Raw genomic sequence first — 26187 nt, 5'->3', positions numbered from 1 at the left:
CAGTATTTTTGCCCCAGGCCTGGGCCAAGCTGCGCCAGCAGGGGGAAACCATGCCTCGCGATGGCGCCCAGGGCGCGCGCCTCAGCCCTTGGCTGCGAGCAGCGTCGCCACCTCGGCCGCCGACCTGACGCCCAGCTTGGCAAACACGCGCGCGCGGTGAACCTCCACGGTGCGTATGGACACGCCCAGCTCGTCCGCAATGATCTTGTTCAGCTTGCCAGCGGCCACGCGGGCCATGACCTCGCGCTCGCGGTCGGTCAGGCTGGCCAGCCGGGCGCTGCGCTCGGCGGCCTGGGCGCCCTCGGCCTGCATGGCGGCGTCCACCGCCAGCGCCTGCGCGACGCGGTCGGCCAGCGCGTTGTCGCTGTAGGGCTTCTCCAGGAAGTCGAACGCGCCGTTCTTCAGCGCGGCCACCACCATGGGGATGTCGCCATGGCCGGTCAGGAACAGCACGGGGTTCCTCAGCCCGCGCGCCAGCAGCTCGTCGTGCAGCCGCGTGCCGCTCATGGGCTCCATGCGCACGTCCAGCAGAAAAATGCCCTTGGGTGGCCCTTCTCTGTCCAGCACCTCCAGCAGCGCCGGGCCGCTGGCGAAGGCCCGCACGTCCAGCCCGCGCGAGCGCATCAAAAAAGCCAGCGCGTCGCGCACGCCGGCGTCGTCGTCGACCAGGTGGACGGTGCCTTGGCGGGTATCAGGCATGAGAAAGCTCCGGTGTCAGCGGCAGACTGAAGGAGAACAGCGCTCCACCGCCGGCCGCCTCCTCGGCGTCCAGCACGCCGTGGTGGGCCTCGATGATGGAGCGGCAGATGGCCAGGCCCATGCCCATGCCTTCGATCTTGGTGGTGTAGAACGGCGCGCACAGCTGCTCGATGCGGCGGCCCTGCAGGCCGGGGCCGTTGTCGCGCACGTCGAGGCGCACGAACTCGCCCACGACGCGGCTGGCCACCGTGATCTGGCGGGCCGACTCGCGCGCCTGCAGCGCATCGGCCGCATTGCGCACCAGGTTGATGACGACCTGCTCGATCAGCACCGCATCGGCCTGCACGGCCGGCGTGCCGGGCGCCAGCACCACGTCCAGCGCGATGCCGCGGCGCTGGCAGTCGCGGCGCAGCAGGTCCAGCGCGGCGGTGACGACGTCGTTCAGATCGCAGCGCTCATGGCGCGGCTCGCGCCGGGTCAGGAACTCGCGGATGCGCGCAACGATGCGGCCTGCATGCTCGGCCTGCTGGCCCAGGCGCTGCAGCGCGCCCAGCACCAGCTCGTCCTGCACGCCCAGCTTGGCCAGCGAATTGCTGATGCCGGCGTTGTAGCTGGCAATGGCCGTCAGCGGCTGGTTCAGCTCATGGGCCAGCGTGGAGGCCACCTCGCCCAGCATGGTCAGCCGCGCGTTGTGGGCCAGCGTCTCGACCTCGCGGCGCTCACGCTCGGCCAGCCGCTTGCGCTCGGTGATGTCGATGATGCTGCCCATCCAGCCGATCTGGCGGCCGCCGGCGTCCACCAGCGGCGATTCGTAGACCATCACGTCCAGCAGCCGGCCGCTGCTGTGCAGCCAGCGCGACTCGTAGCCGTCGCGCGGCGCGTCGCCGGCCAGCACGCGGCGGTTGCGTTCGGCCACCTCGTCCAGCGTGTCCGGTGGCCAGTAGGGCATGGGCGGCAGCAGACCCACCAGCTGCTCGGCGCTCAGGCCCACCATGTCGCAGAGCGTACGGTTCACGTACAGCAACCGCCCGTCCAGGTCGCGGGCGCGCAGGCCCACCAGCGCCGAGTCCTCCATGGAGCGCCGCCAGGCGGCCTCGGTGCGGCCGGCGATCTCGGCGCGCTGCACGCGACGCATCTGCCGGCGCAGCAGCCAGCTGGCAACGGCGATCGCCGGCAGGAAGCCGGCCGCCAGCACCCAGGCCAGCGGGCGCACGCCATCGGGCAGCGGCTCGCGCAGCGTCAGCTCCAGCGCCGCGTCGGCCAATGTGGCCTCGGCCAGCGGGCTGGCCCGCAGCGGCCCGGTCAGCGCGACACGGTAGCTGGGGCGGGGGCCTTGCGCGGCGCGCAGCGGCGACTCGGTGCTGGACGCGATGACCTGGTCGGCGCTGTCCACCAGCTGCAGGTCGTACTTGCGCGCCAGCCACCAGGGCACGCCGTGCTTGAGCAGCAGTGCCGGCGCGTAACGCACCACCAGCACGCCGTCCGGCGCGACCGGTGCCGTCAGGTGCAGCGACAGCCCGTCCTCGTAGCGGTTGGCGCTGGAGCGGCCCGGCACCTCGGCCAGCACGCGGTTGCGCGAGTCCAGCCAGGTGACCGACAGCCACAGCCGCCGCAGCCCCGCGTTGACCTCGGGGTGCGCCTCCAGCACGGCCGTGCTGGGCGTTCGGCCGGCCAGACCGGTGGCGATCAGGCGCAGTTGCTGCAGCTCCTCGTCGATGCGGCTGCGCAGCTGCACCTCGGTGCTCAGCGCGTCGGAGATCAGCGTCTGGCGCTGCAGCTCCTGCTCCTCGATGCCGTTGGCCCGCACCCAGGCCAGCACGCCCGCCACGAAGACGAGCGACAGCGCCAGCGGCGCCAGCCACAGGCTGCGGGTCAGGAACGCTCGCACCGTCATCCCCGCAGTCTAAGAAGGGTCAGCGCTGGTAGCGATGTGGAACTCCGCAAATCGCCTGGCGCGACCTGCCCGCAAAATCCGGCTGCATAAAAGCATCCGGCCCTGGAGAGACAACCATGCTGCGCCGCCTCGTGCTCGCCGCCGCTTTGAGCCTGCCCGTGGCCGGCGGGGCGCAGCCGCCCATCGTCATCAAGTTCAGCCATGTGGTGGCGCCCGATACGCCCAAGGGCAAGGCCGCGCGACGCTTCAAGGAGCTGGTCGAGGCGCGCAGCGGCGGCCGCGTGAAGGTGGATGTGTACGCCGACAGCCAGCTCTACAAAGACAAGGAAGAGATGGAGGCGCTGCAGCTGGGCAGCGTGCAGATGCTGGCGCCGTCGCTGGCCAAGTTCGGGCCGCTGGGCGTCAAGGAGTTCGAGGTCTTCGACCTGCCCTATCTGTTCAAGGACACGGCGGCCTTCCGCGCCGTCACCGACGGCCCTCTGGGCGCCGAGCTGCTGCGCCGGCTGGAGCCCAAGGGCATCAAGGGCCTGGCCTACTGGGACAACGGCTTTCAGATCATGAGCGCCAACCGGCCGCTGCACCGGGCATCCGACTTCAAGGGGCTGAGGATGCGCATCCAGTCCAGCAAGGTGTTGGACGCGCAGATGCGCGCGCTGGGTGCCATCCCGCAGGTGATGGCCTTCAGCGAGGTGCGCCAGGCGCTGCAGAGCGGGCTGGTGGACGGCACCGAGAACGTGCCCAGCAACCTCTACACGCAGCGCGTCCACGAGCTGCAAAAGCACATGACCCTGTCCAACCACGGCCACCTGGCCTATGCGGTCATCGTCAACAAGAAGTTCTGGGATGGCCTGCCGGCCGACGTGCGCGACACGCTGGAGGCAGCGCTGAAGGACGCCACGACCTACGCCAACGCGATCGCCAGCGACGAGAACGACCTGGCGCTGCTGGCCATCCGTGCCAGCGGCCGCACCCGCATCTACACGCCCACGCCGGCCGAGATGGACGAGTGGAAGAAGGCGCTGATGCCGGTGCACAAGGAGATGGAGACGCGGGTCGGCAAGGCCACCATCGAGGCGGCCTACCGGGCGACCGGTTTCAGTGCGCCCAAATAGGCGGCACGGGACTTGCACTGCACTGGGGCATGAACACGCCCCCGTCCCTTGCCCTGCCCGGCCTGCGCGTGCTGCTGGCCGACGCCGGCCAGCGCCGCAGCCCCGTGATCCGGCTGGAGCTGATCCGCCTGCGCTGCCAACTCGTCGACGTCATCGATCTCGCCGTCCAGCCCGACGCACTACCGGCCGCGCTGACGCGGCTGTCGCCCGAACTGCTGCTGATCGACTGCGAGCAGCCCACGCCCGCGCTGCTGGCCCAGCTGGGTGAATCCCTGCAGCAGCAGCCCCGGCCAGTGCTGCTGTTCGCCGACCAGATGACGGCCGAGCAGATGCGCTCGGCGCTGAACGCCGGCATCAGCACGCTGCAGCTGGCCGGCCTGCCGCCGCAGCGCCTGGGCGCACTGCTGCAGCTGGCGCTGGCCCGTTTCGAGCACGACCAGAGCCTGCAGCGCGACCTGCGCCAGACCCAGACCCAGCTCGCCGAGCGCAAGCTGGTGGAGCGCGCGCGCGGCATCCTGATGCGCGAGCAGGGGCTGGATGAAGAGGCTGCGTTCCAGCGCCTGCGCCAGATCGCGATGGACGGCGGCCAGACCATGGCGGCCGTGGCGATGCGCCTGATTGATGCGGATCAGCTGCTGCGGCCGCGCTGAGGACCCGGGCTGGGGCGGGCGCGCACCAGCAGGCGGCATCAACGCTGCAGATCCTGCGCCACCCGTCCGGCCAGCAGGCGGGCGGCCTGCTGCAGCGACTGCGCGGTGGCCTCGGGGTCGGCCGTCAAGGACTCGAAGTTGCCGAACTCGCGCCCGCGCGTGGTGGTGGACTTGAGTTGCTGCTGGTCGGGCGCCCAGCCGGTCGCGTAGGTGGCCTGCAGCAGGGGCGCGGCCGTAGAGCCGCACATCGGCATGCAGCGTCGGCAGATAGTCATGCCCCGGCGCGGCGACGAAGCCGGCGATGCGGGGCTCCAGCACCAGCAGCGCATCCGCGCCGCCGGCCACGGCGGCGGGGTCAAAGCCTGGTCGCTCCTGCGCCTTGGGCTGCCAGGGCCGCGCGGCGGGGCGCACCTCGTAACCCAGGCGCTGCAGATGCGCCACCACCTGCTCGCGGAACTCCGCAGCCGGCGCAGGAGGTAGCGGCTGCATCCGCTGCGCCAGCCGCGCCTGCTTGTCGGCCCAGTCGGCCTCCACGATGGCGCCGCCGAGGGCGCCAAGAGCGAAGGCGGGGTGCTTGAGATTGCGCACTGCCAGCGGCGGTGGCTCGGGCAACGTAGCCACCGCAATGGAGCGGATGGCCTGCAACTGCCCGGGCTGGGGCTCGATGGGCTTGAGGCCGGCGCAGCCGGCCAGAGCGAGGGTGGCGGCAAGAAGAAGCGCCACCCGGCGGGTGGCACTGTGGCGGCTCGGCCTCATCGGGCACTCCCTGTTCATGTTGTATAGCGAGCATTGAATCGCCCGGCAGAGGGGTGGGCAGTTGCGGGCGCTCCTAGAACTGCGTCTTGCAGATGAGGCCGATCCGGCGCGGGCCGCTGTCAGGTTGTTCCCGCGTGCAGTGCTGTGGCGGCCGCGCCGAGTGACGGGTGGACGCTGCCCAGCCATCTGCGACTGAACGCCCTCAGCGGATCTGCGTCGGGTGGGTCAGCAGGTTGTAGATGTCGCACATCAAGGTCCGGCCGGGCTCGCGCTCACCCTTGTCGAACGAGGCCAGCGCCTGCTCCAGCAGCGCGTCGATCTGCGGCACCTTGTCGAGATCCCGCTTGATGATCTCGCGGCCGGCGCGCCAGTGCGCCATGGGGTCGGCACGGTGGCCCGCATAGCCGGGCGTGTACCAGTCCTGATATTGATCAGGCGGTTGAGAGGTGCCTCCGGCAACGTCCTCGACAAACAGCTGCAGGGCTTCGCGTTTGTTCATGCTGGCGCCAGTCGAGTGCCGCACCGTAGACGAGGTTCAGTCGAGCAGCTTCACGATGTCGCCCTCCGCATGGACATGACGGACGACGGCCGCTGTCGCGCGGTCAAGTTCAACGAGGACCCGCTCAGCGGCACCCTCGCCAGCACCACCGGTGGACAAACTAGTCAACCTCAACCAGCGGCTTCATGATGTCCCCTTCCTGGTAGTCATCGCGGTACTCGAAATCTATCGCGTACTTGCCGCTAGCCTGCAAGCTGACAGTCATCATGTACCAGCGCGGCAGTCCGAGTTCCTGAGTCAGCCGCCAGTGCTTCATGGTCAGCAGGGTCAACCTGTCCAAATGATCGTCTGCTGGCATCTCACGGGACACGCCAGCCGACGACCGGGTATGGAAGTCCAGCGCTCCCACACCACCCGGGGAATATCTCGCCATCAACTTGGCAAGAACCCATCCCTTGATGGAGATGGATTCGAAAAGCGCAAGCGCGATCAACTGCTGCAAGTCATCCAGTTGTTCCAAAGCGGTTTGCATTCAACCTCCGAGCTTATTGGGGAACGTTCGCGTTACCTGCTGACCATCGACCAGTGACTGACACGGAGGTTGGTGCAGCTCAATCTGCCGCCACCACGTTTCAGTCCACCCAACGTGGATGTGGCACGGGACGATGGATGCCGCCCTCCGGATACTCGTCCAGGTACTCGAAGTTCAAGGTGAACTTGCCGGTCCGCTCGACACGGACGGTCATCGTGTACCAGCGCGGTAGGCCGAGTTCGACGGTCTGGCGCCAGTGGTTCATTGCCAGTTGACCGATCTGCGACTCGCAAGGCTCTGAGGGGAAGTCGTAGGCCAACGAGCCATCACTCAACCAGCAGGAATAGACCTCGGCCCTGTAGCTGCCGTCCTCGGGGGCGGCGATCCTGTAGGCCTGCCTGGCCCAGCGCTCGTTCGGCGCTGATCGATGCAGCGTCAGCGCGATCTGCGTAACGAGTTCGTCGAGTTTGGTCACGTCCAGATTGAGCTGCCGCCCTCTAGGCGCTTTTGAGATTTCAGGCAATCCTGGTGGGCTGCGTCAGCAGAACATATATCTTCACCATGAGTCCCCGCCCGGGCTGACGCTCACCGCGATCGAACGATGCGAGGGCCTGCTCCAACAGTTCGTCAATCTGCGGCACCTTGTCCAGATCCCGTTTGATGCCGTCCCTGGCGACGCGCCAGTGCTCGAGCAGGTCGCTGCGATGTCCCGCGTAGCCGATGGAGTTCCACTCCTGATACTCGTCCGGCGGCTGAGAAGTACCTCCCGCAACGTCCTCGATAAACAGCTGAAGGGCTTCGCGTTTGTTCATCCTGGCGTTCCTGGCTTGTTGATGCGGGGAATTGTGCTTCTCGGCACGACGTACGCGCCGCCCATGGCATCGGGACGAATGATCAGCGTGTCATTGGGCCTGATGGCATTCCAGCGCTGCAGTTGCTCGTAAGTACCGTTCTTCGGCGCTAGGCTGACATCCGAGATCAGGTTGCCGCCGATGCGCAAGTCCGGAATTCCCGCCAAGCCGCCACCGCTGATCCGACGGTTCACCGCAAAAAGGTTGCTCCCAGCCGCATCGGGAAGCTTCTCGACGTTGCCGAACTGACGAAGCTCCAGCCGAACCTTCTCATCGATGTAGCTGCCCAATGTGTGCGCGAAGCCCTTAGGGCTAATGGGCAGTTCTTTGCTGCCTATCAGGCGCCTCCCCTCCTCGTAGGCCTGGTTCGTCGCATCCTGCTGCAACTGCAGCACCTTGGTCTCGAATTCCGGCACCGTCATCTGCGACCGCCCCATACGGAGCTCGCGCCAGTTGCCTCCCCAAGTCTCCGTATAGCGCCGGTCGGTCAGGAAGTCGTTGTAGGCCGAGCGCAGTTGATCGACGGTGGCCCCGTAGTCACGCACCGTGACGGCCGCGCCACCTGGCCCTGGAACCAGGGCCATCTGGTAGTTCTCCGACACGTTCGGCATGCCTGCAGCCCGCATGCGGGCACGAAGATCCGCGATCTTCGACTCGGCCTGCAGGCTCTGCAGTTTCTGCAGATCGCCCTGCAACTCCAGTAGCGGCTGGGCAAGACCCGCGATATCGCTCGCGGCGTTGAGCGCAGCATCCCATCGGCCATTCACCGCGATGGACACCGCGCCCCCACCCTTGCCGCCACCGCCCGTCAACTGCATCAACTCTTCCGGGCTGAGCGTCGACTGGTGCCGGACGATGTCCGCGTTCAATTCCCATTCGATCTGCCGCTGCACTTCGTCAAGGCGGTCCTGCTGTTCCTGCGGACTCAGTCCAGCCCATTCGGCCGCCAGGCTCGGGTCGACTGACGGCCGGGCCGGCACTTGCTCCTCCAAGTAGTGCACCGCCATTTCCGCTGCCTCGCCTTGGGTCAGTCCTTGATCGAGCAAGCGCTGGTAGATCACCCCAGCGTTGTCGACAGCAGAAGCCTCGGGATCAACGACTCCAGGCATCAGATTGCCTTCGTCATCGAACACCAACCCGCCAGGCGGCAACGGCGTTACCTCAACGGCCCCCGGGTCCGGCACTGGGAAGGTCTGCACCCCATCCGGATCGGGTGCAGGCGCGGGCGGCGCGACAGGCGCCGGCAGGTGCTCCTGCATCAGCGCCCCCAGCCACTCCTGAGCGAACGCATGCGCCGGGTCATCCGGCGAGCCCGCCGCGCGGATGGCGCTGCTCAGCATGGTGTTGAAGGTGCGAGCGGCCAGCGCTTCGGCAGCACTCATCGTGCCGGCATCGACGGCTTTCTGGATGTTTTCTGCGATGTTGGCGCTGGCCAGGTCCGCCAGGCCGCTGGCGAAGCCGGCGATGACGCCGTCCTTGAAGCTGCCGCCCAGCAGCGCCTGGATGCCGCCCTGCACCGTCATGCGCGCGGCCACACCAGCGGCCGCGCCCATGCCGGCGTCCTTCAGCGTGCTGGTGAGCGTTGGCGTGAGGCCGGCTGCCAGCCCGCCGCTGACAGCGCCGATGAGCACGCCCTTCAGGCTGAGGTTGCCGTTGACCAGCCCGCTGGCTCCCGAGGCCACGGCACCGGTGATGGCACCGCCCACCCAGCCCATGCCCGCCGTGGCGCCGGCGGTCACCCAGGCCGTGAACGCCACGAAGGCGATGGGCAGCGCCTTGTCGAACCAGCTGCGGTGCTCGTAGAGGTTGTCGCGCGACGTGACCCAGCCGAGCTGCGGGTCAAAGCCGATGGCGGTGTCGTCGTTCAGCCGCGGCGCATGGTTCAGGTCGAGGCTGACGAACTCGCCGTCGTACACACCGCTCCACGCATCCAGGCCGACGGCCGGGTTGTCCAGGCTGGGCTGGCTGACCCAGCGCGGCGGGCCACCACTCTCGCTCTGGTCGTGCTGCAGCACGATCTGGCTGTGCGCGCCGCCATAGAAGCGGGCGAAGGCCTCCTGGGCCAAACCTCCCGAGCTCGCACCTTCAGCCAGCCAGGCGTTGGTGAACAGCGCTTCGTCGAAGACGCGCTGGGTGGCCAGCACCGGCACGCCGTTGGCGTCCCGGACGATCTCGGAGCTGTCGCCGTTGCTGACGGTCTGGTAGATGCCCGTGGGCCAGCCGGTCTCGGGGTCGGTGCCGAACTGCAGGGGCACCTCGATCCAGCCCGCGCCGCCGCCGTCGCGCGCGGCCTGCATGGCCGCCGCGTGGGTCTGGCGCACGGCCGCCATGGCCTGGCTGAGCTGGGTCAGCTCGGCATGGCGCTCGGCGCCGTACAGGCGCTGCTGCTCCAGCGCCAGACCGCTGGTGGGTGCGGCGGGCGTGCCGCCGAGCTGATCGCGCAGCCGGGTGATGAAGGGGTCGGCGAGATACAGGTCCAGCTGTCCGAGGGCGCGGGCATCGCCCATGGCCACGCCGGGCTGGGGCGGAGCACCGGCGTTGAGCGCATGCTCCTGCGTGGCCAGCGCCCACAGCTCGGGATGGGCGCCGAGCAGCTGCTGCACCGGCTGGCCGTAGAGCTGGGCCAGCTTGTTCAGGCCGGCGGAGGTTTCAGGGTGGGCCGCGAGGCGCTCGCGGTAGGTCCGCTCGTAGGCGACGTCGTCGAAGCTCAACCATTGCCCCTGCGGGGCGGGCATGCCGCCACCCTCGCGCAGCGTCCACGCCGGCACAAACTCGGGCTGCGCGGCCGCGGCAGCCGCGTCGGGCACGAGGACGGCGCCGTTGATGGGGTTGCCGTCGCCATCGGTGGGCGCGGGGGCCCAGCCGGTGCCGGCGGCCTGCGCCACATCGGCGGGTGGCGCGCTGCGAGCGGCTTCGCGGGCGGCCTCGAAGTCGGCGCGCACGGCCTCCAAGCCGGTCTCGCGCTGCTGCAGCCAGCCCCGGTCGACGGCCGGGCCCAGCGGCAGCTCGACAGTGGCCGCACCGGCGACGACAGGTGGGGCGGCGGGAGCGGGCTCCGCCACGGGCGGCGGCGCTTCCACTGGCAACGCGGCTTCGACAGGCGCTGGAGCGGGCGGCGTGGGCACGGCGGGCTCGGGCGCGGGGACGGGAGCAGGCGCCTCGGCGAACGGTGCGGGCGGCGGGGCCTGGCTGGGCAGTTCGCCGCCCGCATCGCTGTCGCGCTCGAACGGTTCGAAGTGCTCAAGCCCGCCACCGGAATGGCGGTCCCTCAGCGCCCAGCGATCGCCATCGTCCAAGCGCGGCAGCCGGCGTTGCGGGCCCGCCTCGGGCAACAGCACGAAGACGGGGCGCTGCTGGGCCATGTCATGCAGCAACTGGCTGGGCGCTTCTTCGGCCGGCACAGGCGCAGGCTCGGGCTGCGCTTCGGGTGCGCCATGCCAAGGCGCATCGGCGTCGCCATGCACGGGCTCGAAGGCTTCGAACGCCGCGACGCTGTAGTTGTCCAGCCTCATGGGCTCTCCCTGGTTTGGTATTCAGATGGGTGCATTGAACCGGCCGGCCCCGGGCGCGGGCAATTGCGGCCGCTCCTAAAAATGCACCGCGCCCATGCCCTGGGCGCCGCGCACCAACACGCGCTGTGCATCTGCGCACCGCCCCGGCGCAAATGGCTCGCGACAACGCTTGCCGTGCGCCATGCGCGTGCAAATCGACCGCGCGAGGCGCAGCAAAAAGCTGGCACGCAACCTGCTGAAAGGGGTTCGAGGCCTGCAATGGCGCAGACCTCTCGGGCCGGCCGGCTGTGAATCGGCCGGCACTTCGGGACAACGGCGTCCGACCTCCCCTATTGCGTCTTCGCTGCTGAGCGAGCAGCGCGGGCGGAGCGTGGCCACGACGGCGTTGAGCCCAGCATGACTCAGGAGCCCGTGATGACCGTCCGCGACAACTCGACCGACACGCCCAATCTCCAGCGCCGCAGCCTGCTCGCCGCGGCCGCCGCCCTGCCCACCTTCGGCCTCGCCGGTGGCGCCTGGGCCCAGGGCTCGGACAAGCCGGAGAAGGAAGAAGTCAAGATCGGCTTCATCCCGCTGACCGACTGCGCCAGCGTCGTGATGGCCTCGGTGCTGGGCTTCGACAAGAAGTACGGCATCAAGATCATCCCCACCAAGGAAGCCTCCTGGGCCGGCGTGCGCGACAAGCTGGTCAACGGCGAGCTGGACATGTCCCACGTGCTGTACGGCCTGATGTACGGCGTGCACCTGGGCCTGGGCGGCCCCAAGAAGGACATGGCGGTGCTCATGTCCCTGAACAACAACGGCCAGGCCATCTCGCTGTCCAAGGCGCTGGCCGACAAGGGCGCCGTGGATGGCCCCTCGCTGGCCAAGGTGATGGCCGCCAACCCGCGCGAATACAGCTTCGCCGGCACCTTCCCGACCGGCACCCACGCGATGTGGATGCACTACTGGCTGGCCGCCGCGGGCATCAACCCGCTGTCGGGCGCCAAGCTCATCACCGTGCCGCCGCCGCAGATGGTGGCCAACATGCGCGTGGGCAACATGGACGGCTTCTGCGTCGGCGAGCCCTGGAACCACCGCGCCATCATGGACGGCATCGGCATCACGGCCAATACGACGCAGGACATCTGGAAGGACCACCCCGAGAAGGTGCTGGGCACGACGGCCGAGTTCGTGCAGAAGAACCCCAACACCTGCCGCGCCGTCATCATGGCCGTGCTGGAGGCCAGCCGCTGGATCGACGCCAGCCTGTCCAACAAGCTGAAGATGGCCGAGACGGTGGCGCAGAAGAGCTACATCAACACCGGTGTGGACGCGATCAACCAGCGCATCCTGGGCCGCTACCAGAACGGCCTGGGCAAGACCTGGGACGACCCCAACCACATGAAGTTCTTCAACGACGGCGCGGTGAACTACCCCTACCTGTCGGACGGCATGTGGTTCCTGACCCAGCACAAGCGGTGGGGCCTGCTGAAGAGCCACCCCGACTACCTCGCCGTGGCCAAGCAGATCAACCAGACGGCGCTCTACAAGCAGGCCGCCGGCGCGTTGGGCGTCAGCGTGCCCAAGAGTGACTTCCGCTCGACCAAGCTGATGGATGGCGTGGTCTGGGATGGCAAGGACCCGGCGAAGTACGCCGACAGCTTCAAGATCAAGGCGGTCTGATCATGGTTTCTGCAGTCTTCCATTCGCCCAGCGACGGCAACGTCGCCCCCGCCCCGGCCGTCGCTTCCGCGAGCGTCAGCCGGCCCGCCGTCGCCGCCAACGAGGCACCGGTCGCGCCTGCCAAGCCCCAGCGCGACCCCATCGATTGGCGCGGCATCGCGCTGACCGTGCTGCCACCGGTGCTCAGCGTCGCGCTGCTGATCGGCATCTGGGCGCTGGCCACGATGAAGGGCGGCAGCTTCCCGACGCCGCTCGAGACCTGGCAGGCCGCCGTCGTGCTGTTCTCCGACCCGTTCTACAGCAACGGCCCCAACGACCAGGGCATTGGCTGGAACATCCTGAACTCGCTGGGCCGCGTCGGCATGGGCTTCGGCATGGCCGCGCTGGTGGGCATTCCGCTGGGCTTCATCATCGGCCGCTTCCAGTTCGCCAGCCGCATGGTGTCGCCGCTGATCGCGCTGCTGAAGCCGGTGTCGCCGCTGGCCTGGCTGCCCATCGGCCTGCTGGCCTTCAAGGCCGCCAACCCGGCCGCGATCTGGACCATCTTCATCTGCTCGATCTGGCCCATGGTCGTCAACACGGCCGTCGGCGTGCAGCGTGTGCCACAGGACTACCTGAACGTCGCCCGCGTGCTCAAGCTCAGCGAGTGGAAGGTCATCACCCGCATCCTGCTGCCCGCGGTGCTGCCCTATGTGCTGACCGGCGTGCGCCTGTCGGTGGGCACGGCCTGGCTGGTCATCGTCGCGGCCGAGATGCTGACCGGCGGCGTGGGCATCGGCTTCTGGGTGTGGGACGAGTGGAACAACCTCAACGTCAAGCACATCATCATCGCCATCTTCGTCATCGGCATCGTCGGGCTGCTGCTCGAATGGATGTTGATGTCCCTCGCCAAGCACTTCACTTTTGAGGACTGATGCCATGACCAAGCCCTTCATCCAAGTGCAGGACGCCGAGATGGTGTTCACGACCCGCAAGGGCAAGTTCCATGCACTGCAGAACATCAACCTGGACGTGCAGCGCGGCGAGTTCATCACGCTGATCGGCCACTCCGGCTGCGGCAAGTCCACGCTTCTGAACCTGATCGCGGGCCTGCTGCAGCCCACGTCCGGCGCGCTGATCTGCGATGGCCGCGAGATCGCCGCGCCCGGCCCGGAGCGCGCCGTGGTGTTCCAGAACCATTCGCTGCTGCCCTGGCTGACCTGCCTGGAGAACGTGCTGCTGGCTGTCGAGTCCGTGTTCGGCGGCAAGGAGCCCACCGCCAAGATGAAGATGCGCGCCCGCGCCGCGATGGAACTGGTGGGCATGAGCCACGCGCTGCACAAGCGGCCGCACGAAGTGTCCGGCGGCATGAAGCAGCGCGTGGGCATCGCCCGTGCGCTGGCCATGGAGCCCAAGGTGCTGCTGATGGACGAGCCCTTCGGCGCGCTGGACGCGCTGACCCGCGCCAAGCTGCAGGACGAACTGCTGAAGATCGTCGCGCGCACGCAGAGCACGGTGGTCATGGTCACGCACGACGTAGACGAGGCCGTGCTGCTGTCGGACCGCATCGTCATGATGACCAACGGCCCGGCCGCCACCATCGGCGAGATCCTCAGCGTCGACATCCCGCGCCCCCGTGCCCGCGTCGAGCTGGCGGAAGACGCCCGCTACATCGCCGCGCGCAAGGAGGTCATCGATTTCCTGTACACGCGGCATGCTCACGTAGAGAAGGCTGCGTGATGTGAAGCCAGTGCTTGCGGCGTTTAGCCGCAAGCACATCGCCCGCGGGCCGGCTTGGGAGCGGCCCGGCGCTCGGCCCGAGGTCAGGCCATGACCTGGTCGAAGTAGCGCTCGAACGAAGCATCCACCGCAGCACGTGCACCGCCGATGATGTTCAGCCCCCACGTGAAGCCGTAGACATCGTCAAACGCAACGCCGCGCAGCCGCGCCTGCGTTTCGCGCACCAGCGACGGCCGCGCCGGCACATGATTGGGCACGCTGTACATGAAGCTCACGTGGCGCCGGTCCTGGGCCACATGGAGCGAGTCGCCCGCCAGCAGCAGCGCCCGATCAGCGCCCTGCCAATGCATCACCGTGCTGCCGGGGAAGTGGCCCGGGCAGCGCAGCAGCGTTGCGCCGCGCCCCAGGTCCAGCGTGTCGCCGCGCCAGAACTCCAGCCACGGTGACGTGCGGCTGACCCAAAGCCGGTCGTTCTCGTGCACGAAGATGGGCACGCCGCCCAGCGCCTCGCTCCAGCGCACCATGGCCGCATAGAAGTGCGGGTGCGAGATTGCAATGCGTTGCACGCCGCCACGCTGCTTCAGTGCCGCCACCGCCTCGTCGGTGACCAGCGCGGTTGTCTCCCACAGCACGCCGGCCTCGGGCACATGCAATGCGCGCTGTGGGATGCCGAAGTTCGGCGCCACGCCGATGCCGAACAGCTGGTGGTCCATCTCCGCCCGGTTGCGGTGCGTGGCGGACAACTCGGCATGGGTGGTCCAGCCCTGGCCCTGCCAGCCCACGTACTGGCGCTCGTCGCTGCAGATGCGGCACAGCATCGGTGGCTGCGGGCTGGCGTCGTGCTCGGTACCGCAGGTGCGGCACATGAAATGGGGCATGGGGCTCTCCTTGAATCCAGGCCTCCAGCCTAGGCAGGCAGATGGACCAGAGACAGAGCCAAGTTCAACGATTCAAAGGGTGCCAAGTACCTTCGCCAAACGTTTCACTGCTTCCGGAATGCGCGCCGCCGTGATGCTGCCGTAGCCCAGCACCAGCCCCGCCGGGCCGCGACCCTTGCCCCACCAGTAGCGGCTCAGTGGTTCCACGCCCACGCCGGCGCCCCAAGCGCGGCGCGTCAGCTCGTCGGTGTCCACGCCCGGCAGCGCGACGGCCAGGTGCAGGCCCGCGATGGCCGGGTAGACCTGCGCCTTGTCGCCCAGATGCCGCTTCAGCGCCTGCTCCAGCACGCGCCGACGTTCGGCGTACTCTCCGCGCAACCGGCGCACATGGCGCAACAGGTGGCCCTCGGCGATGAAGTCCGCCACCACCGCCTGCGTCAGCGTCGGCGAGCCGAAGCCCGACGCATGCTTGGCCGCCACCAGCGCGTCGCGCGCCCAGGCGGGCGCGACGACATAGCCCAGCCGCAGCGCCGGCAGCAGGATCTTGGACAAGGTGCCCACGTAGAACACGCGGCCGTCGCGGTCCAGCGTCTTCAGCGCGTCCAGCGGCCGCGACGTGAAGCGGAACTCGCCGTCGTAGTCGTCCTCGACGATGACGGCCTGCCGCACCGCGGCCCAGTTCAGCAGCTCGCGCCGGCGCGGCAGCGACATCGCCATACCCAGCGGCGACTGGTGCGACGGCGTCACACAGACGATGCGCGCATCGTCCGGCAACGCGGCCACCACCAGCCCCTCATCGTCCACCGGCGCCGGCGCCAGCCGCGCGCCCGCGCCCTGCAGCGCGGCCCGCTGCGGCGGATAGCCGGGGTTCTCCACCGCCGCCACGGTATGGCCCGGCGTGACCAGCACGCGTGCGATCAGGTCCAGCGCCTGTTGCGCACCGGCCGTGATGACCACATCGTCGGCCGTGCAGGCCACCGCGCGCGACGACGACACATGGCCCGCAATCGCCTCGCGCAGCGCACGCAGGCCCTGCGCGTCCGGGTAGCGCGCCGGCTCGCGCGCGGCCGCCTGCAGCGCCCGCGTGTGCAGGCGGCGCAGCACGTCGAACGGAAAGCCCGCCACCTCCGGCATGCCCGTCTTGAAGTGATACGCCGGCGCCGGGCCGCTGACCAACGAGGCCGGCCAGCTGCCTCCCTCGCCGCGCAGCCAGCGGCTGTCGGCCCAGGGCGCCACGCTGGCGCGGTCCGACACCTCGACCGCCGCCCGCGGCAGCTCGGCCACGAAGCTGCCGCCCGCGCCGCGCGACTCCAGCCAGCCCTCCGACGCCAGCAGCTCATACGCCGCCACCGCCGTGTTGCGCGACACGCCCACCTGCGCCGCCAGCTCGCGCGAGGACGGCAGCCGCAGGCCCGGCGCGAGCCGCCCACTGGCGATGGCCTCGCGCAGCGCCGCATGCAGGCTGGCCAGCCGCGAGCCGCGCGCGGCGAGTTGCAGGTCGAGTTCGAGGGTGGGATGCATGTCGATCAGTCGCGAACCGTCCACAGCAACCCCGTCGCCGCTGCCAACGCCAGTCCGGCCAAGGTGATAGCCCAGTAGTGCTGCCTGCGCGACTTCGGCAACGCCACCATGAGCAATGCCCGTCCTGGCGCATCGGGGTCCACGAAGCAGCAAGCCCGCCGGCGAATCTCCGCAGCGAGCCGCTCAGCCGCATCTGGGCTCTCCGTCCAAGACGAGCGCACGTCCCAACCAACGCGGCTCGCTTGGTAGCGGTGCCCCGACACTTCGTAGTAATAGTGGGCTTCCACCGCGTACCAACGCTTGTGATACGAGCGCGCAGAGTCGAGCTTGTCGACGATCTGAAGTTGAGTCAGCGTCGCTGGAACCTCGACGTAGCGCAGCCCATTCGCGGCTCGGCGCAGGCACGCGGCGCCATAGATGACCAGAGCCAAGCTCAGCAGCGTGAGTGTCAGGAGACCGATCGGCATGTCAATGAGCGCGCCACTTGCAGGATCTGTCGAGTGCGGCACCGACGACCGCTGCGAACACCCCCGCGATGCCCAGGGCAGGCAGCCACCGCCAAAGGAAGCCTCCGACCATCAGCAGCCATGCCGAGACCGCCAACAGCGCAACCCAGCGCAATTGGGACCTGATATCGATGCGCAAGCCCGCGCCGCAATCGGCGCAACGCGCATCATCTGAGACCGTGAGCCGGACACGCCGTTGCAGACTGGACAGCGGTCCACTGATCGCCTGCGCAACAGCCAAAGCAACCGGACCCAGATGGCGACGATCAATGCGACGACCAGAAGGTAGGCCGCAAACACCCAGATTGGCGCGTGCCGATACACGCCGGGCATTGCCAGCACCATCGTGATCACCGGAAGGCCGCTCACCATCGCCCTCTGACGCTCGGTCATTCGCTCGCTCCCTGAGTCGCGACGCGAATATAGGGCCCGCCCGACAAGCGCCCGCTAGAACACCACCTCGGCCCTCAATCCGCCCTCCGGCCGGTTGCTCAACACCAGCACCGCGCCCTGCCTTCGCACCAGCTGCTGCGCGATGTACAGCCCCAGCCCGGTGCCGCCGGTCTCGCGGTTGCGGGAGCCCTCGACGCGGCGGAAGGGCTGGCGCACGCGCTCCAGCTCGGCCTCGGGGATGCCGGGGCCGTCGTCTTCCACTACCAGTCGTGTGACGCCGGCCGCCAGGTCCACGCGCACGCGTGCGCTGCCGGCGTAGCGCAGCGCGTTGCCGACGAGGTTGTCCACCACGCGGCGCAGCGCCACCGCATCGGCCGTGACGACGGCGCTGGGGCCGTCGAAGCTGACGGCGGCGCCGGTCTCGGCCAGGTCGTCGACGGCCGACTGCGCCAGCGCGGCCAGGTCCACGCGCTGCATCGTGGCGGCCTCGGCGGGGCGGAACACCTCGATGACGCTTTCCACCAGCTGGTTCATCTCGCGCAGGTCGTCGATGCAGCGCTCGCGCACGCGGGCCTCGACCTCGCCGGTCTCCAGCCGCAGCCGCATGCGGGTCAGCGGCGTGCGCAGGTCGTGCGAGATGGCGGCCATCATCAGGCCGCGCTCTTCGAACTGGCCGCTCAGCTCGGCGGCCATGCGGTTGAAGACCGACGCGGCCTCGCGCACCTCGCGGGTGCCGTCGTCCTCGGCGAGCTTCGGCGCCGGGCGCCCCTGGGCCAGCGCGGGCGTCAGCTGCTGGGCCGCGCTGACGAGCCGGCGCACCGGCCGCGCCAGCCAGCGCGAGCCCCACCATGCGGCCAGCGCGATGATGAGCAGGCGCACGCCGTAGTCCACGAGGCTGGTGTGCCAGGGCAGCGACGACGGCGGCAGCGACGGGAAGGTCGGCATGCGCCCGCCGCCCATCGCCGGGCCGCGGTCGCCACGCGGTGGCGGGCCGTGGTCGAAGCCATCGTCATGCGCCGGCATCGGTGGTGGGCCAGCTTCGGCGTGCATAGGCGGCGGACCGCCCGGGCCGGGCGCCTGCACGGAGCGCAACTGCACCGCCAGGCTCCACGCCACCAGATGGCTCAGCGCCAGCGCGGCCCACATCAGCAGGAACAGGCGCAGGCCCAGCCGGTCCCAGTCCCGGGCCTTGAAGCGGCTCAGCATGGGCTCACCTCCGCGTCGAACAGATAGCCCTCGCCGCGCACGGTGCGTATCAGCGCGGGCTCGCGCGCGGTGTCGCCCAGCTTGGCGCGCAGGCGCGACACGGCCAGGTCGATGCTGCGGTCGTTGACCTCCACGCCGGGCGCGCGGGTCAGCTCGATGAGCTGGTCGCGGCTCAGCACGCGGCCCGGCCGCTGCACGAAGGCCGCCAGCAGCCGGAACTCGGCGCTGGACAGCGCGATGCCCACGTCGTCGGCGCTGATGAGCTGGCGCGTCATGCGGTCGAAGCGCCAGCGGCCGAAGCGCAGCAGCCGCGTGTCGTCATCCACCGCCTGGGCCAGGCCCTTGTGCACGCGGCGCACCAGCGCCTGTAGCCGCGCCACCAGCTCGCGCGGCTCGAAGGGCTTGGCGAGGTAGTCGTCGGCGCCCAGCTCCAGGCCGATGACGCGGCTCATGGTGTCGCCGCGCGCGGTCAGCATCAGCACCGGCGGCGCGTCGGCCTGCGTGCCCAGCCAGCGCAGCAGCGTCAGGCCGTCCTCGCCGGGCAGCATCAGGTCCAGCACGATGACGTCGAAACGCGTGGCCGCCAGCAGCTGGCGCATCACCTGGCCGTCGCCCGCGGCGTCGACCTGCCAGCCGTAGCCGCTCAGGTAGGCCGTCAGGTTGGTGCGGATCTCGGCGTCGTCGTCGACGACCAGGCAATGTCCCATCATGCGTGCACGCTCATGCAGAAATGCCCACCCTCAAGGTCGCCACATAGCCGGCGCTGACCGAGCCGGTCACCGTGCACAGCTGGGTGGTGTAGCCGTCGCTGAAGATGCCGTCGCTGCTCAGGCTGATGGCATTGTTGTTGGCCGCGCTGCTGCCATAGCCGCTGGTGGCGTAGACGGCGGTGTTGACGTCCGACGGGAAGCACAGCTGCGAGGTGCGCAGCTTGTTGTTCCAGTTGGTGGCCGTGTTGGTGCTGCGGTAGATCTCGAAATGCATGTGCGGCACGCGGCCGGCATAGCAGCCCGGGTAGATGGTCGTGAACGTGGCCGTGCCATCGGCGGCCGTGGCCTGCACACCGCGCAGGTAGTTCTCGCCGGTCACGCCGCTGGAGTACATGGAGTAGCGGCCCAGCGCGTCGCAATGCCACAGGTAGATGGCATAGCCCGACAGGTCGGCGCAGGACGCGTTGGTGTTCACAAGCTCGATGATGACCTGAAGCGGCACGCCCGTGGCCGTGCCGGTGGCGCCGGCAATGCTGGAGCGGATGTCGCTGCGCACGACGCCCGACAGCGCCAGCACGTTGGCGATGCTGCCGTTGGCGCTGTTGGAGCCGTCGCCGGGGTAAGGGCCCTCGGTCTCGCTGGGAATGACGGAGCAGCCGCTGGTGGTGCCGGTGCTGCCACCGCTGGACGAGCCGCCGGTGGACCCCGTGGAGCCGCTGGACGAAGAGGACGACGCGTCGCTGCCCCCACCACCGCAGCCCGCCAGCGCCAGCGCGCCGCTGCCGGCCACGCCGGCGGCACCGGCCCCCAGCAGCCAGCGCAGCGCGGCGCGGCGCTGCAGAGCCTGCTGGTTCAGGCGATTCAGGTCATGGGCCAGGCCCAGGTCGTGGTCATGGTCGTGGTGCATGGCGTCTCCTCGGTGGATGGGATGACTGGCATTGCACCGCCGCGATGTATCGAGCCGGTCGGCAGATTGTGTCGGCGCCGAAACAAGCGGCGTCAGAGGTGGCCGGCGGCGCTGCATTCGGCTGTTCTGGTGAGCACGGCGTGCAGCCGCGCGTCGGACGGGCAGGTGGTGCGATGAGGTCCACTCGTCACAAGTCAGACGCGAGAGCGCAGCGGTTCGCTTCTGGGGGAAATGTCGGCGAACGTTTTCGCGCGCCGCTCATGGCGGCGTCGCGATGGGATGCGGTTCAGCGCCTCTTCTTTGGTGACTTTCTTCTGGCGCCGCAGAAGAAAGTTACCCGGCCGCCGGGACGGACTCCCGGCAATGCAACGAACAGGCGCACGCTCCGCAAAAACATCCAAGAAACCTCACCCCAAGATCAACTGCAACGACCCCTGCAACGCCCGAATCAAATCCTCCAACGCCTGCAGCAGCCGCTCACTGCCCTGATGCATGCGCTGCACCGCATCGCCCTGCTCCACGCGCAGGCCGCGCAGCAGCACCAGCCAGGCCTCGTCCACCGCCGCGAACGCGGGTTGCAGCGCCGGGCCGGCCAGCGGCGTGGCCCGGACCTCGTCGTAGGCCTTGATGAACTCGTCCAGGCCTGCGGCCAGACCGGCGGCGTCGTGGCCAGGCACGACCTGGGCCAGCAAGCCCTCCTTGGCCAGGCTCTGGCTCAGCAGGCGCAGCCGCGTGACCTGGGCCAGCAGGCCCACGGGGCGCTGGCCGGCCCGCTCGGACAGCCGCGCCACCAGCATCTCGCTGGCCTCCAGCAGCCGCTGGGCCGCGCGGTCGCTGCGGGCCAGGTCGGGCGTGCGGGTGCGCAAGGCCGTGTCCAACTGCACCCACGCGGTGGACACCGCGCCCAGCTCCTCGCCCAACTGGTTGCGCAGCAGCTCCGACAGCCGCGCCAGATTGGCGGCCACGCGCTCGCTGGAGGCATCCAGCAGCGCCTGCACCTCGCGCCGCTCCGGCGGCGCCAGCTTGGGCCACTGGCGCAGCGCCTGCAGCTTCACCAGGCGCTGGCTCAGCATGCGCTGCGCGCCGGCGCGCTCCAGCGCCTCGGACAGCTCGGCCGTGTGCACGACGCCGCGTGCCACCTCGGGCAGCCTGGCCTGGGTCTGCATCGCGGTGTTGCGCAGCAGTGCGAAGGCAGCGGCCTCGTCGATGCCACGGGCCTGCATCAGCAAGCCCTTGGCGCGCTCGGTCCACTTGCGCTCGTCCAGCTTGGCCTGGGCCGCGCTGTCGCGGGCCTGCAGCTGGCGCGACAACTCGCCCGCCCACTGCAGGCTTTGCGCTAGCTGGTCGGCCGGTACATCGGCCGGCAGCCACAGCAGCGCACCACGGGCCAGCGCAGCCTGGCGCTGCTCGGGCGTCGGCGGCGGCGACAACAGCACCACGGGCAGGCCAAAGGCCCGATCGGAGTGCATCAACCGGGCCAGCGCGGTGCAATCGGGGCACCACAGCAGTCCGAGTGCCGACCCATCTTCGGGCGGCGCCAGCTCGGAAACGGTGCACAGCGTCCAGCCGCGAGCGGACAAATCGTCCGCCTGGGGCGGGGTGTCGGGGCTGCAGATCAGCAATGAAATTGGCGGTGCGGAAGTGGTGTCGGACATGGCTTCGGATTTCACGCCCCAAAACGGCGCAAGAACCGGGCCAGCTTGCAGCAAGCGCTGCGGGCACGGTGTTTGCGATCAATCGTAGGTGCTGCCTGCAATGGTGCGGGCGGCTTTCCCGCAGCGACGCCTGAGCCGCCCTGGCACGCGTCGTGGGTGGCTTGGGTCGTTGCGCCTGGAGCCCCCCCGATGTCCGCTTTCCAAAACTTCAAAAAGGCCGGCCACTGGCCCACGCTGCTGGCCGCCTTCCTGTACTTTGACTTCTGCTTCGCGATCTGGGTGTTGAACGGTGCGATGGCGCCGTTCATCAGCGAGACCTTCGCGCTGACGCCCGCACAGAAGGGCTTCATGATCTCGGTGCCCATCCTGGCCGGTGCGCTGATGCGCTTCCCGCTGGGCGTGCTGGCGCAGTACATCGGCCGCAAGAACGCGGCGATGGTGGAGATGGGCCTGATCGTCGCGGCCCTCGTTTTTGGCTTCGTGTTCGTCGACAGCTACGACTCGGTGCTGGCCATGGGCGTGCTGCTGGGCATTGCCGGCGCCAGCTTCGGCGTGGCGTTGAGCCTGGGCTCGGGCTGGTATCCGCCGAAGTACAAGGGCCTGGCTATGGGCATTGCCGGCGCCGGCAACTCGGGCACCGTGCTGGCCGTGCTGTTCGCGCCGCCGCTGGCCACGAAGTTTGGCTGGCAGACCGTCTACGGTCTGGCAGCCGCGACCATGCTGCTGCCCATGCTGGTGATGTGGTTCGCTGCCAAGGAACCGCCGGACCGCGAACACCAGAGCTTCCGCGAGCACATCAGCTGCCTGTTCGAGAAGGACGGCTGGGCCTTCAGCCTGATCTACATCGTCAGCTTCGGCGGCTTCATCGGCCTGGCCAGTTTCCTGCCGACCTACTTCTACGACCAGTTCAAGGTCACAAAGATCGAGGCCGGCCAGCTGACGATGCTGGCCACGCTGATGGGCTCGGCCGTGCGCATCGCCGGCGGCGCGCTGTCGGACCGCATCGGCGGCGTCAACACGCTCACCTGGGTGCTGGTGCTGGTGACCGTGTCGCTGCTGGCCTGCGGCATGGCGGGCGGCTCGCTGGTGCTGACGACGCTGCTGTTCATGCTGTGCTTCGCCGCCTTCGGCGCCGGCAACGGCGCGCTGTTCCAACTGGTGCCGCTGCGCTGGCCGGTGACGACGGCCGTGGCCGGCTCGATGATCGGCGAGATCGGCGCTTTAGGCGGCGGCTTCCTGCCCAATGCGATGGGCCAGAGCAAGCAGCTCACGGGCAGCTACTTCTGGGGCTTCGTCGCGTTTGCCGTGCTGGCGGTGGCGATGCTGGTGATGCTGCGCGTCGTGCAGATCCGCTGGACCCGCACCTGGGCCGAGAAGGGTGGCCGCGCGCGGCGCGTGCCGGTCAGCTCCGATGCGGAGCCGGTGCATTACCAGCGCAGCTGAAGCCCAACGACGCCTCTGAATGCAGAAATGCAACCACAGAGGCACGGAGACACAGAGGAAGCCCGCAATCCGGGCTTCTCTTTTTCTGATCTCTTCTCAGTGCCTCTGTGCCTCTGTGGTTGCCTTTGTATTCAGCGCGGTAAGAACAGCAGCCAAGCGATCAACAGGAAGTTCAACAGCGCCGAGATGCCGAACGCGATCTGCCAGCTCAGCGCCGCATCGCGCGGTGGGCGCGACGACTTGATGGACGTGGGCTGATCGCGCGCGGCCAGGCGCTCCAGCGCCATCAGCAGTTCGTCGGCGGTCTCGAAGCGCAGCTTGGCCTCGCGCGCCACCGCCTTCATGACCAGGCGGTCCAGCGGCATCGGAACGCTGGGCTGCAGCCTGCTGACGCTGGCCGGCTCGCGGCGGTAGCGGGCCAACTGGTAGGGCTCGATCTCGCCATAGGGCAGCCGGCCGGTCAGCGACTGGTATAGCGTCACGCCCAGCGCGAACAGGTCGCTGCCCGGGTCGGCCGCTTGCGGTGGGTCGGCCCATTGCTCGGGATTGATGTAGCTGGGCGTGCCGGCATGCAGCTCGCGCATCGCGGCCGACGCGCGTGGGCTCAAGGCGACGCCCAGGTCCAGCACGCGCCACTGGCCGTCATCGCCCAGGTGCAGGTTGCCGGGCTTGATGTCGCGGTGGATGACGCCGGCCGCATGCAGCAGGCTCAAGGAACGCGAGACCGAACTGGCCATGGCCAGCGCCTGCGCGGTGTCCAACGGGCCCTTGGCCAGCAGTTGTTCCAGTGTCTGGCCGCCATGCCAGTCGAACACCGCATAGAAATGCGTCGCGCCATCGGCCGGTGCATGCACGCGCACGAAGCCGCTCTCGCCGCCGCGGCGGCGGTGGCGCGGCGCCTCGGCCAGGCGCAGGCCCAGCCAGATCTCGTGCGCCAGCATGGCCCGCTCCTCGGGGTCGTCGGCGCGGCCGGGGCGCAGCATCTTCAGCGCGACCAGCCGGCCCGTGGCCACCTCGCGCGCCTGCAGCAGCCGGTGCACACCGTTGTCGGCCACCAGCGCGGTGATCTGGTAGCCATCCAGCGTCGCGCCCACGCCCAGCGGGCCGGGGCTAGGCAGCGTGCGGCCCAGCGCGGCGAGGTCGGTGAGGCCGGGGTCGGCCAGGTCCTTGATGTCCAGCACCAGCGCGGTCGCGTTGTCGTGGCTGCCGGCAGCCAGCGCGGCGGCGGTCAGCGCATCCGCCGCCACCTGCGCGACCGGTGTGTTGCGCAGCAGCTCGCCGATCTGGCGCGCCGACAGGCTGCCGTGCACGCCATCGCTGGTCAGCAGCAGGCGGTCGCCCACCTTCAGCTCGCCGGCGCTGTGGTCCAGGCGCAGCGCGTCGTCCAGGCCCAGCGCGCGCGTGAGGCCGGCGAAGTCGCGCCGCTCCATGCGGTGGTCTTGCGTCAGCAACAGGCATTGGCCGTCGCGCAGCAGCCAGGCACGGCTGTCGCCCACGTGGGCCAGCGCGTAGCGGCGGCCGCGCAGCGCCACGGCGGTCAGCGTGGTCAACGCCTCGCGCGGCTGGCCGTCGGGGCCGGGGCGGCGGTTGTGCGAGGCCAGCCAGGCGTTCTGGTGGCCCAGCAGGCGGTCCAGCGCGACGCTGGTGTCCCAGTCAGCCGGCACGCCATGGAAATCACGCAGCAGGCTCATCACCGAGGTCTGCGCGGCCATCAGGCCATCGTTGTTGCCGCCCTCGGCACCGCTGACGCCATCGGCCAGCGCCGCCACCCAGCCTCGCTCGACCTCGTGCGCAGCGGGCGCCTGCACGCCGACGAAGTCTTCGTTGCGAGCGCGTTTGCCCTGCAGGCTGGAAAGGCCGGTGTCGAGTTCGAAGCGCATGGATATAGGTCTTGTTGTGAGCGGAGTATTTCGCGTTTCGGGTCGAGCGCCGGGCCGCTCCCAAGCCGGCCCGTCTGGCGATGTGCGAGCGGGGGCAGGCCCCGCGAGCATCGCCGTCCCCTCGGGGGACCGGCCAGACCGCCGCGTTCAGCGGGTGCGGACTGGACGACGAGCACCATTTCAGGGATGAGTGCACCCGCACCGGGCTTGAAACCGCTTCGGCGTGGGGCGCTGCCGGCCGTGAACCACGGTGCAGCCAGAGAAAAGGCCAGCCTCATCGCTGGCACATGCCTTGCAAAGCAAACGGCAGACCAGCTGTAGGAAAACGGGAATCGTTATGGAGAAAAAGGCGCCACGGCACACAGGCGACCGCCACAGCGGAAGCCCGGTGCACAGCCTGTCTCGACGCGCCGCGCTCGTGCTCGGCACGGCCGTGGGCTGCAGCTTGGCGTTGCCGGCGCAAGCCCGCATCGAGGAGCTGGGCGAGGCCATCGACAAGGCCGGTGCGCAGCGCATGCTGAGCCAGCGCATGGGCAAGGCCTGGCTGGCGCAGTTGCGCCCCGAACTCAGCGACCGGGCTCGCCAGGTGCTGCAGACCAGCGAAGCCCGCTTCGAGCGCCAGTTGGACCTGTTGATGGGCTTTGCGCCCACGCCCGAGATCAGCGGCAGCTTCCGCGCGCTGCAGCGCCGCTTCCAGGACTACCGCGCGCTGCTGCACCGCGCGCCGCGCCGCGAAGACCTGGACGAACTGCTGCGCCGCGCCGGCGAGGTGCTGAGCCTGGCCCATGTGGCCACGGGCCAGCTGCAGGAGCGCTCACGCGAGAGCTCGGCCTGGCTGGTCAACCTGTCGGGCCGGCAGCGCATGTTGTCGCAGCGGCTGGCGCTGTTCTTCCTGGCCGGCCAGCAGGGTGCCCGGCCGCTGCTGGTGCAGAACGAGATCACCAAGGCCCGCAACGAATTCACCACGGCCATGACGACGCTGGCCCAGGCGCCCGAGGCCACGCCGGCCATCCGCGACAACCTGGAACTGGCCCGCAACCAGTGGGTGTTCCTGCAGGCGGCGCTGGGCGGCGAAAGCCAGGGCCCGCAGGCCGCCAACGACGTGTTCCTGGCCAGCGAGAACCTGCTGGTCGTCATGGAAACCGTGACCGGGCAGTTCGCCCGGCAGCTGGGCTAGCGCCCGCACCAAGAACTACTCA

At 69.3% G+C, this 26187-nt stretch carries 23 protein-coding genes; 7 read left to right on the top strand and 16 right to left on the bottom strand.

Annotation, left to right across the window (positions count from 1 at the left end; translation table 11 throughout):
* Positions 1 to 81: 81 nt before the first annotated feature.
* Together J2X21_RS10590 and J2X21_RS10585 are read right to left on the bottom strand one after the other, a co-directional pair.
* Positions 82 to 699: a response regulator transcription factor gene (locus tag J2X21_RS10590; RefSeq protein ID WP_310328196.1), complete on the bottom strand. Its 618-nt coding sequence runs from the start codon at positions 697 to 699 to the stop codon at positions 82 to 84.
* Positions 692 to 2593 carry a sensor histidine kinase gene (locus tag J2X21_RS10585; protein WP_310328194.1) on the bottom strand — a complete coding sequence of 634 codons (1902 nt, stop codon included), beginning with the start codon at positions 2591 to 2593 and terminating at the stop codon, positions 692 to 694. Before J2X21_RS10585 ends, J2X21_RS10590 begins: the two co-directional genes overlap by 8 nt.
* Before the next feature lie 116 nt (positions 2594 to 2709).
* On the opposite strand from J2X21_RS10585, the gene J2X21_RS10580 reads away from it, so the two are divergent.
* On the top strand, positions 2710 to 3705 hold the full coding sequence (locus tag J2X21_RS10580; protein ID WP_310328191.1) for a TRAP transporter substrate-binding protein: 996 nt from the start codon (positions 2710 to 2712) through the stop codon (positions 3703 to 3705).
* A 29-nt stretch (positions 3706 to 3734) separates the two neighbouring features.
* Positions 3735 to 4355, top strand: coding sequence for an ANTAR domain-containing response regulator (locus tag J2X21_RS10575; RefSeq protein ID WP_310328189.1), 621 nt, complete (start codon positions 3735 to 3737; stop codon positions 4353 to 4355).
* A 38-nt stretch (positions 4356 to 4393) separates the two neighbouring features.
* Here the strand turns inward: J2X21_RS10575 and J2X21_RS10570 are convergent, their stop codons facing one another.
* The 6 genes from J2X21_RS10570 to J2X21_RS10545 form a co-directional block, all read right to left on the bottom strand.
* Positions 4394 to 4630 carry a hypothetical protein gene (locus J2X21_RS10570; RefSeq protein WP_310328188.1) on the bottom strand — a complete coding sequence of 79 codons (237 nt, stop codon included), beginning with the start codon at positions 4628 to 4630 and terminating at the stop codon, positions 4394 to 4396.
* 683 nt (positions 4631 to 5313) lie between these two features.
* Positions 5314 to 5610, bottom strand: a complete 297-nt coding sequence (locus J2X21_RS10565; protein WP_310328185.1) for a hypothetical protein — start codon at positions 5608 to 5610, stop codon at positions 5314 to 5316.
* A 160-nt stretch (positions 5611 to 5770) separates the two neighbouring features.
* Positions 5771 to 6142: a hypothetical protein gene (locus J2X21_RS10560; protein ID WP_310328183.1), complete on the bottom strand. Its 372-nt coding sequence runs from the start codon at positions 6140 to 6142 to the stop codon at positions 5771 to 5773.
* A gap of 100 nt (positions 6143 to 6242) precedes the next feature.
* Positions 6243 to 6617, bottom strand: coding sequence for a hypothetical protein (locus J2X21_RS10555; protein WP_310328180.1), 375 nt, complete (start codon positions 6615 to 6617; stop codon positions 6243 to 6245).
* 40 nt (positions 6618 to 6657) lie between these two features.
* On the bottom strand, positions 6658 to 6954 hold the full coding sequence (locus J2X21_RS10550; RefSeq protein WP_310328177.1) for a hypothetical protein: 297 nt from the start codon (positions 6952 to 6954) through the stop codon (positions 6658 to 6660).
* Positions 6951 to 10505 (bottom strand): hypothetical protein, encoded by a 3555-nt coding sequence (locus J2X21_RS10545; protein WP_310328173.1) that lies wholly within the window; start codon positions 10503 to 10505, stop codon positions 6951 to 6953. The genes J2X21_RS10550 and J2X21_RS10545 overlap by 4 nt, the downstream gene beginning before the upstream one ends.
* A 414-nt stretch (positions 10506 to 10919) precedes the next feature.
* On the opposite strand from J2X21_RS10545, the gene J2X21_RS10540 reads away from it, so the two are divergent.
* The 3 genes from J2X21_RS10540 to J2X21_RS10530 are packed head-to-tail and all read left to right on the top strand — an operon-like array spanning position 10920 to position 13889.
* Positions 10920 to 12170 (top strand): CmpA/NrtA family ABC transporter substrate-binding protein, encoded by a 1251-nt coding sequence (locus J2X21_RS10540; protein ID WP_310328170.1) that lies wholly within the window; start codon positions 10920 to 10922, stop codon positions 12168 to 12170.
* A 2-nt stretch (positions 12171 to 12172) separates the two neighbouring features.
* Positions 12173 to 13084: a nitrate ABC transporter permease gene (ntrB, locus tag J2X21_RS10535; RefSeq protein ID WP_310328169.1), complete on the top strand. Its 912-nt coding sequence runs from the start codon at positions 12173 to 12175 to the stop codon at positions 13082 to 13084.
* Positions 13085 to 13088: 4 nt separating this feature from the next.
* Positions 13089 to 13889 carry an ABC transporter ATP-binding protein gene (locus tag J2X21_RS10530; protein ID WP_310328166.1) on the top strand — a complete coding sequence of 267 codons (801 nt, stop codon included), beginning with the start codon at positions 13089 to 13091 and terminating at the stop codon, positions 13887 to 13889.
* An 83-nt stretch (positions 13890 to 13972) separates the two neighbouring features.
* Here J2X21_RS10530 and J2X21_RS10525 read toward each other — a convergent pair whose 3' ends face one another.
* The 7 genes from J2X21_RS10525 to J2X21_RS10495 all read right to left on the bottom strand — a co-directional run bounded on the left by J2X21_RS10525 (position 13973) and on the right by J2X21_RS10495 (position 21665).
* Positions 13973 to 14767: a hypothetical protein gene (locus J2X21_RS10525; RefSeq protein ID WP_310328164.1), complete on the bottom strand. Its 795-nt coding sequence runs from the start codon at positions 14765 to 14767 to the stop codon at positions 13973 to 13975.
* Between the two features lie 72 nt (positions 14768 to 14839).
* Entirely contained in the window at positions 14840 to 16288 is a 1449-nt protein-coding gene (gene pdxR / locus J2X21_RS10520) for a MocR-like pyridoxine biosynthesis transcription factor PdxR (protein WP_310328162.1), read from the bottom strand.
* Positions 16289 to 16293: 5 nt separating this feature from the next.
* Positions 16294 to 16755 (bottom strand): DUF3592 domain-containing protein, encoded by a 462-nt coding sequence (locus J2X21_RS10515; RefSeq protein WP_310328160.1) that lies wholly within the window; start codon positions 16753 to 16755, stop codon positions 16294 to 16296.
* A 486-nt stretch (positions 16756 to 17241) separates the two neighbouring features.
* Complete coding sequence (locus J2X21_RS10510; RefSeq protein ID WP_310328157.1) at positions 17242 to 18393, bottom strand: ATP-binding protein; 1152 nt, start codon at positions 18391 to 18393, stop codon at positions 17242 to 17244.
* Positions 18387 to 19103 (bottom strand): response regulator transcription factor, encoded by a 717-nt coding sequence (locus tag J2X21_RS10505; protein ID WP_310328155.1) that lies wholly within the window; start codon positions 19101 to 19103, stop codon positions 18387 to 18389. Before J2X21_RS10505 ends, J2X21_RS10510 begins: the two co-directional genes overlap by 7 nt.
* Positions 19104 to 19113: 10 nt before the next feature.
* On the bottom strand, positions 19114 to 20010 hold the full coding sequence (locus J2X21_RS10500; RefSeq protein WP_310328152.1) for a dioxygenase family protein: 897 nt from the start codon (positions 20008 to 20010) through the stop codon (positions 19114 to 19116).
* Between the two features lie 407 nt (positions 20011 to 20417).
* A complete protein-coding gene (locus J2X21_RS10495) occupies positions 20418 to 21665 on the bottom strand; it encodes an ANTAR domain-containing response regulator (protein ID WP_310328148.1) in 1248 nt (415 codons plus the stop codon).
* Between the two features lie 189 nt (positions 21666 to 21854).
* Between J2X21_RS10495 and J2X21_RS10490 the strand changes: the two genes are divergently transcribed.
* On the top strand, positions 21855 to 23108 hold the full coding sequence (locus J2X21_RS10490; protein ID WP_310328146.1) for an MFS transporter: 1254 nt from the start codon (positions 21855 to 21857) through the stop codon (positions 23106 to 23108).
* A 131-nt stretch (positions 23109 to 23239) separates the two neighbouring features.
* Here the strand turns inward: J2X21_RS10490 and J2X21_RS10485 are convergent, their stop codons facing one another.
* Positions 23240 to 24988, bottom strand: a complete 1749-nt coding sequence (locus J2X21_RS10485) for a bifunctional protein-serine/threonine kinase/phosphatase (RefSeq protein WP_310328144.1) — start codon at positions 24986 to 24988, stop codon at positions 23240 to 23242.
* Between the two features lie 388 nt (positions 24989 to 25376).
* On the opposite strand from J2X21_RS10485, the gene J2X21_RS10480 reads away from it, so the two are divergent.
* Positions 25377 to 26165, top strand: coding sequence for a type IV pili methyl-accepting chemotaxis transducer N-terminal domain-containing protein (locus tag J2X21_RS10480; RefSeq protein ID WP_310328138.1), 789 nt, complete (start codon positions 25377 to 25379; stop codon positions 26163 to 26165).
* Positions 26166 to 26187: the final 22 nt, after the last annotated feature.

It is taken from the genome of Roseateles asaccharophilus (assembly GCF_031458115.1).
GTDB classification, from domain to species: Bacteria; Pseudomonadota; Gammaproteobacteria; order Burkholderiales; family Burkholderiaceae_C; genus Pelomonas; species Pelomonas asaccharophilus_A.
This window is presented reverse-complemented; position numbering and strand designations above follow the sequence as displayed.

What these genes read in the sequence shown, in the direction of transcription:
- J2X21_RS10590 (WP_310328196.1), bottom strand. Translation starts at nt 699, where the DNA reads ATGCCTGATACCCGCCAAGGCACCGTCCACCTGGTCGACGACGACGCC.
- J2X21_RS10585 (WP_310328194.1), bottom strand. Translation starts at nt 2,593, where the DNA reads ATGACGGTGCGAGCGTTCCTGACCCGCAGCCTGTGGCTGGCGCCGCTG.
- J2X21_RS10580 (WP_310328191.1), top strand. Translation starts at nt 2,710, where the DNA reads ATGCTGCGCCGCCTCGTGCTCGCCGCCGCTTTGAGCCTGCCCGTGGCC.
- J2X21_RS10575 (WP_310328189.1), top strand. Translation starts at nt 3,735, where the DNA reads ATGAACACGCCCCCGTCCCTTGCCCTGCCCGGCCTGCGCGTGCTGCTG.
- J2X21_RS10570 (WP_310328188.1), bottom strand. Translation starts at nt 4,630, where the DNA reads ATGACTATCTGCCGACGCTGCATGCCGATGTGCGGCTCTACGGCCGCG.
- J2X21_RS10565 (WP_310328185.1), bottom strand. Translation starts at nt 5,610, where the DNA reads ATGAACAAACGCGAAGCCCTGCAGCTGTTTGTCGAGGACGTTGCCGGA.
- J2X21_RS10560 (WP_310328183.1), bottom strand. Translation starts at nt 6,142, where the DNA reads ATGCAAACCGCTTTGGAACAACTGGATGACTTGCAGCAGTTGATCGCG.
- J2X21_RS10550 (WP_310328177.1), bottom strand. Translation starts at nt 6,954, where the DNA reads ATGAACAAACGCGAAGCCCTTCAGCTGTTTATCGAGGACGTTGCGGGA.
- J2X21_RS10545 (WP_310328173.1), bottom strand. Translation starts at nt 10,505, where the DNA reads ATGAGGCTGGACAACTACAGCGTCGCGGCGTTCGAAGCCTTCGAGCCC.
- J2X21_RS10540 (WP_310328170.1), top strand. Translation starts at nt 10,920, where the DNA reads ATGACCGTCCGCGACAACTCGACCGACACGCCCAATCTCCAGCGCCGC.
- ntrB (WP_310328169.1), top strand. Translation starts at nt 12,173, where the DNA reads ATGGTTTCTGCAGTCTTCCATTCGCCCAGCGACGGCAACGTCGCCCCC.
- J2X21_RS10530 (WP_310328166.1), top strand. Translation starts at nt 13,089, where the DNA reads ATGACCAAGCCCTTCATCCAAGTGCAGGACGCCGAGATGGTGTTCACG.
- J2X21_RS10525 (WP_310328164.1), bottom strand. Translation starts at nt 14,767, where the DNA reads ATGCCCCATTTCATGTGCCGCACCTGCGGTACCGAGCACGACGCCAGC.
- pdxR (WP_310328162.1), bottom strand. Translation starts at nt 16,288, where the DNA reads ATGCATCCCACCCTCGAACTCGACCTGCAACTCGCCGCGCGCGGCTCG.
- J2X21_RS10515 (WP_310328160.1), bottom strand. Translation starts at nt 16,755, where the DNA reads ATGCCGATCGGTCTCCTGACACTCACGCTGCTGAGCTTGGCTCTGGTC.
- J2X21_RS10510 (WP_310328157.1), bottom strand. Translation starts at nt 18,393, where the DNA reads ATGCTGAGCCGCTTCAAGGCCCGGGACTGGGACCGGCTGGGCCTGCGC.
- J2X21_RS10505 (WP_310328155.1), bottom strand. Translation starts at nt 19,103, where the DNA reads ATGATGGGACATTGCCTGGTCGTCGACGACGACGCCGAGATCCGCACC.
- J2X21_RS10500 (WP_310328152.1), bottom strand. Translation starts at nt 20,010, where the DNA reads ATGCACCACGACCATGACCACGACCTGGGCCTGGCCCATGACCTGAAT.
- J2X21_RS10495 (WP_310328148.1), bottom strand. Translation starts at nt 21,665, where the DNA reads ATGTCCGACACCACTTCCGCACCGCCAATTTCATTGCTGATCTGCAGC.
- J2X21_RS10490 (WP_310328146.1), top strand. Translation starts at nt 21,855, where the DNA reads ATGTCCGCTTTCCAAAACTTCAAAAAGGCCGGCCACTGGCCCACGCTG.
- J2X21_RS10485 (WP_310328144.1), bottom strand. Translation starts at nt 24,988, where the DNA reads ATGCGCTTCGAACTCGACACCGGCCTTTCCAGCCTGCAGGGCAAACGC.